Source organism: Nocardia sp. NPDC057272, from assembly GCF_042668615.1.
GTDB lineage: Bacteria > Actinomycetota > Actinomycetes > Mycobacteriales > Mycobacteriaceae > Nocardia.
Genome location: NZ_JBHUYK010000044.1, coordinates 31227 through 39361, shown reverse-complemented (window position 1 = coordinate 39361; position 8135 = coordinate 31227). Strand labels below are relative to the sequence as shown.

General features: G+C 68.7%; 9 protein-coding genes. 5 read left to right on the top strand and 4 right to left on the bottom strand.

The genetic code is table 11. The annotated features are described in order from the left end of the window. Positions 1–171 precede the first annotated feature (171 nt). The 3 genes from ACFULV_RS33560 to ACFULV_RS33550 all read right to left on the bottom strand — a co-directional run bounded on the left by ACFULV_RS33560 (position 172) and on the right by ACFULV_RS33550 (position 2304). Positions 172–714 carry a YceI family protein gene (locus tag ACFULV_RS33560; protein WP_378639347.1) on the bottom strand — a complete coding sequence of 181 codons (543 nt, stop codon included), beginning with the start codon at positions 712–714 and terminating at the stop codon, positions 172–174. Positions 715–806: 92 nt separating this feature from the next. After that, positions 807–1001, bottom strand: a complete 195-nt coding sequence (locus ACFULV_RS33555) for a hypothetical protein (protein ID WP_378639344.1) — start codon at positions 999–1001, stop codon at positions 807–809. A gap of 82 nt (positions 1002–1083) precedes the next feature. Then, positions 1084–2304: an MFS transporter gene (locus tag ACFULV_RS33550; protein WP_378639341.1), complete on the bottom strand. Its 1221-nt coding sequence runs from the start codon at positions 2302–2304 to the stop codon at positions 1084–1086. 167 nt (positions 2305–2471) lie between these two features. On the opposite strand from ACFULV_RS33550, the gene ACFULV_RS33545 reads away from it, so the two are divergent. The 5 genes from ACFULV_RS33545 (at position 2472) to ACFULV_RS33525 (ending at position 7473) form a co-directional block, all read left to right on the top strand. Next, entirely contained in the window at positions 2472–3314 is an 843-nt protein-coding gene (locus ACFULV_RS33545) for a DUF72 domain-containing protein (RefSeq protein ID WP_378663885.1), read from the top strand. A 162-nt stretch (positions 3315–3476) separates the two neighbouring features. Beyond that, positions 3477–4037, top strand: a complete 561-nt coding sequence (locus tag ACFULV_RS33540) for a hypothetical protein (RefSeq protein WP_378663883.1) — start codon at positions 3477–3479, stop codon at positions 4035–4037. Positions 4038–4149: 112 nt separating this feature from the next. Next, on the top strand, positions 4150–5295 hold the full coding sequence (locus tag ACFULV_RS33535) for an acyl-CoA dehydrogenase family protein (protein WP_378663880.1): 1146 nt from the start codon (positions 4150–4152) through the stop codon (positions 5293–5295). A 228-nt stretch (positions 5296–5523) separates the two neighbouring features. Beyond that, positions 5524–5979, top strand: a complete 456-nt coding sequence (locus tag ACFULV_RS33530) for a DUF4254 domain-containing protein (protein ID WP_378663877.1) — start codon at positions 5524–5526, stop codon at positions 5977–5979. A 114-nt stretch (positions 5980–6093) separates the two neighbouring features. Next, positions 6094–7473 carry a metallophosphoesterase gene (locus tag ACFULV_RS33525; protein WP_378663875.1) on the top strand — a complete coding sequence of 460 codons (1380 nt, stop codon included), beginning with the start codon at positions 6094–6096 and terminating at the stop codon, positions 7471–7473. A 72-nt stretch (positions 7474–7545) separates the two neighbouring features. Here the strand turns inward: ACFULV_RS33525 and ACFULV_RS33520 are convergent, their stop codons facing one another. Further along, positions 7546–8079 carry an Rv3235 family protein gene (locus ACFULV_RS33520; RefSeq protein WP_378663873.1) on the bottom strand — a complete coding sequence of 178 codons (534 nt, stop codon included), beginning with the start codon at positions 8077–8079 and terminating at the stop codon, positions 7546–7548. Between the last annotated feature and the right edge of the window lie 56 nt (positions 8080–8135).

The following is an 8135-nucleotide window of genomic DNA, read 5'->3' as shown; positions in this document are numbered from 1 at the left end:
GTCGCGCCGTCTTGCGGCGCGACCGAGATCGCCGGCGCCGGTGGGGCGGCGGATTCTGTCCCGGATTCGGTGGGCGAGCCGCCGCAGGCCGCGACCAGCACCAGGAGCCCGGCGGCTAGGCCGGCTCGAAAACGTCGTCCTGACATGCGCCCCTCCTGTGCTCGGTGCCGCTCAGCTCTGCAGGCCGACCTCGACGTCGAGCGAGAGGTTGATCTTGTCGCCGATCACGGCGCCGCCGTCGGCCATCGGTATGTCGGTGGTGAGGCCGAAATCGCGGCGGTTGATGGTGGCGGTCGCGGAGAAGCCGGCGACCGGGGCGTCGGCCATCCCGGGGCCGGTGCCGAGGAATTCGACCTCGAGGGTCACCGGGTGGGTGTTGCCGCGGATGGTGAAGTCGCCGGTGACGGAGAATTCGGTGCTCAGCGCCTTGAAACCGGTGGCTTTGAAGGTGGCGATCGGGTGGTTGGCGACATCGAAGAAGTCGGCGCTGGCCAAGTGCCCGTCTCGCTGCGCGTTGTCGGTGGTGACGGAGGCCACCTTCATCTCGACATCGGCGTCGGCGGTGCCGTCGGGATGAACCACGAGCGTGCCCGCGAAATCGGTGAAGCGGCCGCGCACTTTGCTCACCATCAGATGACGCACGGAGAACTGGAGCGTGGAATGCGCGGGGTCGATGACCCAGGTTCCAGCGGGTAGTCCGGTAGGGGCCGACATGGTCTCTCCTCACTTGGCGATCCGGCCGTGTGCGGGCCGACTGGCGTGAAGCGATAACGCCAACCAGCGTAACCCTGTTCACCGCGGGCGGGTCAGTCCTCGCTGGTGGCGCGTTCGCCGAGAAACCGCAGGAGGGCGGGATCGGTGGAGGTGATGCGGTCTACTTCCTGTCCGCCGGTGCATTCGTAGAGGGCGACGGTCACGGAGTCGGGCCTGCGGCTGACAACCCGCCAGACCGCCCCGGAATGCTGCCAGCGGAGAAGGGTTTCGACGGGGTCGGTGCTCACCCGATCCACCGTAACGCGCGGTCGCGGATCGTCGAGGTCGGCCGATGTGCGGGCGACGGGCTTCAGCGGGGAGGGATTCCGCTCAGATCCGTTCGCGGTAGTTCGCCGCTACGAGCGCGAGGCAGCCGGCGGCGATCGCGGCGGTGACCAGATACATGGCGGGGTAGCCGAAACCGAGGCCGCTGTGCAGGGACGACAGGACCGCGGGCACGCCGAAGCCGAGGTAGCTCACCGAGTAGAAGACCGCGTTCAAGCCCGCGAGGTCGCCGGGGCCCGCGAGACGTTCGATCTGCTGCAGCCCGGCGACGAGGCCGATGCCGTAGCCGCTGCCGAGCACCACGGCGGTCAGCAGCGTCACCCAGATGCTCAAAGTGGCCGCCGTCCACGCCGCCAGGACCATGCCGGTGGTGAGCAGCACGAGCGCGACCACCGCCGCGCGCGCGGTGCCGGGACGGTCGATGCGTCGCGCCACCGATTGGATGGTGAATCCGCAGCCGAGCGTCACCATGGTGACCAGGGCGGAGAAGGCGATCGGGGCCTGCTGCACGCGCGGCAGCATCAGCGTCGGCAGGACCGCGTAGGCGGTGGCGTTGGCGGTGAACAGCCACAGGGCGATCGGCACCGCCACCCGCAGGAACCGCCGGTGCCCGGCGGCCGGGATCTTCAAGTCGTCGCGCAGCCTGCCCGGATTCGCTCGGCGGGTCACGGTTTCCGGGGTTCGGGCCACCCAGAACGCGGTCGCGACGCAGAGCGCCGCATTGACGAGATAGGCGGTCGAATCGGGCAGCGGACCCCACTGCGCGAGGGTTCCCGCCACACCCGCGCCGAGAGCGAACCCGGCGGTCAGGCTCATCGCGGATCGCCGGGCACCCTTGCCCGTGGCAGCCGCGGCGAACGGAGGTTGCGACAATTCCTTGAGCCAGCTGCCGCCGACCGCCATCGCCAGTCCGAGCGCGACACCGCACAGCATCCGCCCGGCCGCCAGCATCGGCACCGAGGCCGCGCCCACCGCGAGCAGCAGCGAACCGGCCGCGGCGATCAGCGGTGCGGGCAGCATCAACGGGCGGCGGCCGAACCGGTCGGACAGTGGGCCGCCGATGAGCAGGGCGGGCACGATGCCAAGGACGTAGTAGAACAGCAGCAGGTCGACCGCGGTCAGCGCAAGGCCGTGGGCTTTGTACATCACCAGCAGTGGTGTGAACTCGTTGCCGCCCCACGCGATCGCCACCATGGCGGCGGACACGCCCAGCCACGCGCGGGTGACGGAGACAGCACTGGGCCGCTCGGTGGTGAGAATCGCCATCACAGGCCCTTTCCGTTGTGCGCGCACCGGAATTCATGGATGTGGCGGTCGTACGGTCGCCGACCTGCTCGGCCGGACACCGCTACTCCCGCCGCCCGCGCACAGGGCGAACTGGTGGCAACCGGTCTCATTTTAGGGGCGGCCGGTCGCTGTATTACCGTCGGCCTGTGCGTGAGCTGCGGATGGGGTGTGCGATGTGGACGCATCCGCAGTGGCAGCAGCGGTTGCCCGCGCCGGGGGAGCGCTTGCGTGCCTACGCCGGGCACTGCGGTGCGGTCGAGGGCAACACCACGTTCTACGCGACGCCGTCCGCGTCCACCGTCGAGTCGTGGGCGCGACAGACCGCGCCCGATTTCCGGTTCGTGCTCAAGCCGCCGAGGGCGGTGACGCACGAGCGCCGGCTTGTCGACGCGGGCGCCGAACTCGGTGCGTTCCTCGACGTGATGGCGCCGCTCGGGCCCCGGGTGCACGCGTTGTGGATCCAGTTGCCCGCGTCGTTCGGCCCGACCGATCTCGGCGCCCTCGCGCGCTTCCAGCGCGAGCTGCCCAGTGGACTGCGCAGCGCCGTGGAAGTGCGTCATCCAGCGTTCTTCGAAGACGAGCGGGCCGCCGTGCAGCTGGAACGGGTGCTCGGGCGGATCGGGGCCGAATGGGTGCCGTTCGACACGACGGTCCTGTTCGACGGGCCACCGGGTGACCCCTCCGAATTCGAGGCACGGGCCAAGAAGCCTCGCGTTCCGCGCCGGATGCGGGCGCTCACCGAGTACCCGATCGTGCGCTACCACGGGCGCGCAGACACCGACCGCACCGTGGCGGGCTGGCAGCCGTGGGTGGAGACGGTCGCGGGGTGGCTGCGCGAAGGTCGCTCGCCGACGGTCTTCGTGCACACGCCCGACAATGCCGCGGCCCGTGGCCTGGCTCGCCGCTTCCACGACGAGGTCCGTGCGATCGTCCCCGACCTGCCCGCCCAGCCGACGCCCGAGTCCGACGAGCCGATGACGCTGTTCTGAGCGGACATCTGGAATCCAACCAGGTTCTCCGAGGCCGCTCTCATCGACTGTTCGAGAGAAACTCCGTTTCGCAGAGCGGCGCCCATCGCGGACACCTAGGGTTGGTTCGGGGGGTGCCGGGGGGTTCGCAAACGCCCGTGAGATCTACTTCGGAGTGACGAATTGACCGAGCACACAAGCGAACTCGACCAGGCGATCGCCGAAAGACTCGAACCGTGGACCGCCCGGCTCGGCGCCGACCGCAAGGCCTATTTCCATCATGTGCTGCGGGTATTGCGCTCAGCCGATCTCCTGTTCGCCCGCAGCGGCGAGCCGGGGCCGCCGCCGAGTTCGCGCGAGGAGTTCCGCACCGCGGCGACCTTCCACGATCTCGGCATCTGGGCAGCATGCACCTTCGACTATCTCGAACCGTCGTGCGCGCTGGCGGGCGACTGGCTGATCACGCACGACCGGGAGGACCTCGCCGAGCTCGTCACCGAGATGATCCGCGACCACCATCGTGTGCGCCCGGCCGGGGGCGCGACCGATCCGGTGGAGCTGTTCCGGCGAGCCGATCTGATCGACGTGACGTTCGGCGCGCGGCGCTACGGACTGCCCTACGCGGCCTACTCCGCGCTGATGCGGCGGTACCCCGACAGCGGCTTCCACCTCAAGCTGGTGGAGCTGACGGTCCGGCGCGCGCTCATCCATCCATTCTCACCGTTACCCATGATGCGCTGGTGAGAGGCCATTTCGGCAGCACTATTGTCACGACGCCAATACTGCGGCACACTGGTGTCCGTAACCACCGGTCACGCCTGGGCCGGTGCTGTGCCGAGCCGAACAAGGAGACTCGATGGCCGCCAATCGGTCCAGCTGGATGGACGAGGACCTGGACGCCCTGCGTGACATGACCCGTGCGTTCATGGCCAAGGAACTTGTCCCCAACATCGACAAGTACCGCGAGCAGCACCACGTCGACCGCGACCTGTGGAACAAGGCGGGCGAAGTCGGCCTGCTGTGCATCTCGATCCCCGAGGAGTACGGCGGCGGTGGCGGCACCTTCGCGCACGAGGCCGTGCTCATGGAGGAGCAGGCCCGCGCGGTCGACACCTCGTGGGGCGTCAGCCTGCACAACGGCATCGTGGCCCACTACGTGCTCGCCTACGGCACCGAGGAGCAGAAGAAGCACTGGCTGCCCAAGATGGCCAGCGGCGAGGTCGTCGGCGCCATCGCGATGACCGAACCCGGTACCGGCTCCGACCTGCAGGCCGTCAAGGCCAAGGCGATCCGTGACGGTGACGAGTACGTCATCAACGGCTCCAAGACCTTCATCACCAACGGCGCACAGGCCGACCTGATCATCCTGGTCGCCAAGACCGACCCCACCCAGGGCGCCTCCGGCGTCTCGCTGGTCCTCGTCGAGGCCGATCGCGAAGGGTTCCGTCGCGGTCGCGTGCTCGACAAGATCGGCCAGAAGGGCCAGGACACCTCCGAGCTGTTCTTCGAGGACGTGCGCGTCCCGGTGACCAACCTGCTCGGCACCCAGGAGGGTCAGGGCTTCATCCAGCTGATGCAGCAGCTGCCCCAGGAGCGCCTGATCGTATCGATGGGCGCGGTCGCGGGCATGGAGGTCGCCCTCGACCACACGCTGCGCTACACCAAGGAGCGCGAGGCGTTCGGCCGTCCGGTGTTCGGTTTCCAGAACACCAAGTTCAAGCTGGCCGAGGTCGCCACCGAGGCCCGCATCGCGCGCGTGTTCATCGACGACTGCGTCGAGAAGCACATCCGCGGCGAACTCGACATCCCCACCGTCGCCATGGCGAAGTGGTGGACCACCGACAAGGCGATGCAGATCGCCGACACCTGTCTGCAGCTGTTCGGCGGCTACGGGTACATGAACGAGTACCCGATCGCCCGCATGTGGGTCGACAACCGCGTCCAGCTGATCTACGCGGGCACCAACGAGATCATGAAGGAAATCATCGCCCGGAGCCTGTGATACTCCAGCTCGATCGGTGATCCCGACCGGCCGTGAACACCTGTTCACGGCCGGTTTTCGCTGTTGGGGGGTCATTTCGTGACCTATCCGTCGTCCCCGCCGAGACGAATGTCCTTCGACAAGCGGTACAAAACCGACGACGGGGACGGTGCGGCAACAGTGGACACGGACGGCAGCGGTTCGACGGGACGACCCGGACCGGAACCGGTACTGCCGGACCGAGCACAGATGATGCAGGCGGTCTGCGGGGTCGCCGGTGCCAGTGACCCCGTCCTCTCCGCCGCGCACGAGCTGGCCACGCTGCACGAACGCCGCGAACAGCAGATTCCCGGCGATACCAGCGAGATCGATTGGGCGCGTGCGCGTCTGGTCTGCGAGATCGACCGCTGGGTCGTGATCCGCTCACCCACTCCGGCGACCTCGGCGCCGATGCACACCGAGAGCATCGGCGCCGTCGTGGACCGCATGGCCCATTTCGCCGCGCTCACCTACCGCGCGCTGGCCTGCGGCGCCGAGGCCCAACTGCGCGCCGCGCAATTACGCCTGCACGAATTGGCTTGTGGTTACGACGATCTCATTGCCGAGGTAGCCAGTGGGGCGCGGCGGCTACCCGACGGACTCGACAGCGACCCACCGCACAGCGATGGGACACAGCAGCTCCGGAAGAAGCCACGCAACGACTAGCGGCGGCGTCCTCGCTTTCCGGTCGCTACCCGGGCGATCAATGTCCACATCACCGCCCACGGGTGTTCAGCCGGGCGCCGTACCGTCAGCCGGAGACGGCGAACGGAGCCCGGCATGCTCGATCCGCGACTGCACACCGCGTGGTTGGTCAACGCCGCCTCGGGGGCGGCGGCGGCAACCGTGCGCGCGCCGATGGCGCGGCCGTACTCGTGGAACGGCGTGCGTGATCGGCTCGTCGTCACCGATCTCGAGGTCGTCACGGTCACTCACGACACCGCGATCCTCACGTGGTCGACCCGCCGACGTGATCGCGCGGGGCAGCTGCACCCGGCCGCGGCCGACACCGAAGTGCTGCTCGCGCCCGCCGACAGCTCGGCCGCACCGGTGACCCGCTACCTCGACGGCCGTCGCACCGCGCACCACTACGCGCAAGTGCGTGGCCTCGAGCCGGGCCGCCGATATCGCTTCCGGGCCTGCTCCGACGGCGAAACCGCTGTTCCCGGCCGCACCTGGGTGACTCGGCGCCCTGGAACTCCGGAGGTCACGGGCGTTTTCCTGACCGCGCCGCCACCGCCGGGCCGACTGCTGCGCACGATCGCCCTCGCCAACGACCTGCACTGGGGCGAGGACCGCAGCGGCTTGATCGTCGCCGGGCTGCCGCCGGGGCTGCGCCACGACGACGGCCACTACCCGCAGGTGATGACCGAGGCACTGCTGCACGACATCCGCCGACCCGAGCGCGCGGCAGATCATCTGGTGGTCGCGGGCGATCTCACCGATTGTGGCACCGCCGAACAGTCCGCGGGCATCGCGACGCGTCTGGACGCCTGGGGCAAGGCGGGCAGCGATCACTTCGTCTGCCGTGGCAATCACGACGTTGCGCGCGGCGCGAATGATCACTGGGGCACGGTGTTTCAGCCGTTCGGTCAACTCACCTGCCATGAGCTCGGCGGCTTGCGCCTGATCGGTCTCGACACCACGCGCAGGCGAGGTTCCGGCGGCACGATCGACGCCGACCAACTGGCCGAGCTCCGCGCGACACTCGCCGCCGACCCCGACCGCCCGACGCTGATCTTCGGACACCACCCCGCGACCCGCTATGCGGCACTGAGCAACCCCGGCGGCCCCGGTTTCGTTCTCGATCGTGCGAGCGTGGCCGCACTGCAAGCCTGCTATCGAACGACCCCTGGAGTATTCCTGCACCACAGCGGCCACACCCACCGGAATCGCCGCAGCCGCCCCGATTCCGGCCACGTCGAATATCTGGAGGTAGCTGCCGTGAAGGAGTACCCCGGGGGCTACGCCCTGCTGCGCATCTACGAACACGGCTACACCGTCCACTTCCACCGCATCGCCGCCGCGGCCGCGCTGGCCTGGACCAGCCGGACCCGCAGGCAATACTTCGGCCTTCATCCCGACCACTCTCTCGGCAGCCTTTCCGATCGCAATCACCGCGCACCCCATGACTTCTCGGGCGTCACCGCGCTGCGTTGAGGCAGTCGACAGACCTCGCTGAGGAGCTCGTCGATATCGACTTCGACATCCACGCTTCGACCGTCCCGGCGATCAGAACATCCGCACCGCGACCAAGCGCCAACTGTCCTTGGTCGACTCGATGCGGCCGGCGATAGCGAGGGTCCGCGGCCCACGCTGATACGAGGCGAAGACTTCGGCGGCACCGTCTTGTGTCGCGGTCAGTTTCACGCGGGTCAGGGTGGCGCCGCCCAAGCCCCGGCCGGGGACCAGGTCCTGCGCGAGCATGGTGTTGATGGCGGCGAGCACTCGCGCGTCTGTGTGAGCGCGCAGGTGAGTCGACGATCTGCGCCGATCGACCACCTCCAGGAGCAGCCGGAGCACCTGCTCGGCGAATCGCTTTGCGGTCGCGACAGATTCGCCGGTAGGCGCTGCCTGCGTGCAGGACGCGCGCACTGCCCTGCGGATACTCGCCGGCGTCCCGCCCGCGGCCCTCGGGCGACCGGAACCAGTAATCCGGTGGGGCGCAGCGGTATTCACGGCCACAGACCGCGGCACCTCTTCCCCACCCTCCAACCGCGGCTCGCAATGCGGCGCGGGCGACAACACAGTTCCCTCCGTAGACATGCTCGTCCCCTTCGAGTCAGTCCACCCACTCCCCAGTGGTGCCGCACAGCATGACA

Excerpts from the sequence above, each read along its gene's own strand:
- ACFULV_RS33560 (WP_378639347.1), bottom strand. The coding sequence starts at position 714 with ATGTCGGCCCCTACCGGACTACCCGCTGGAACCTGGGTCATCGACCCC.
- ACFULV_RS33550 (WP_378639341.1), bottom strand. The coding sequence starts at position 2,304 with ATGGCGATTCTCACCACCGAGCGGCCCAGTGCTGTCTCCGTCACCCGC.
- ACFULV_RS33535 (WP_378663880.1), top strand. The coding sequence starts at position 4,150 with ATGGCCGCCAATCGGTCCAGCTGGATGGACGAGGACCTGGACGCCCTG.
- ACFULV_RS33530 (WP_378663877.1), top strand. The coding sequence starts at position 5,524 with ATGATGCAGGCGGTCTGCGGGGTCGCCGGTGCCAGTGACCCCGTCCTC.
- ACFULV_RS33525 (WP_378663875.1), top strand. The coding sequence starts at position 6,094 with ATGCTCGATCCGCGACTGCACACCGCGTGGTTGGTCAACGCCGCCTCG.
- ACFULV_RS33520 (WP_378663873.1), bottom strand. The coding sequence starts at position 8,079 with ATGTCTACGGAGGGAACTGTGTTGTCGCCCGCGCCGCATTGCGAGCCG.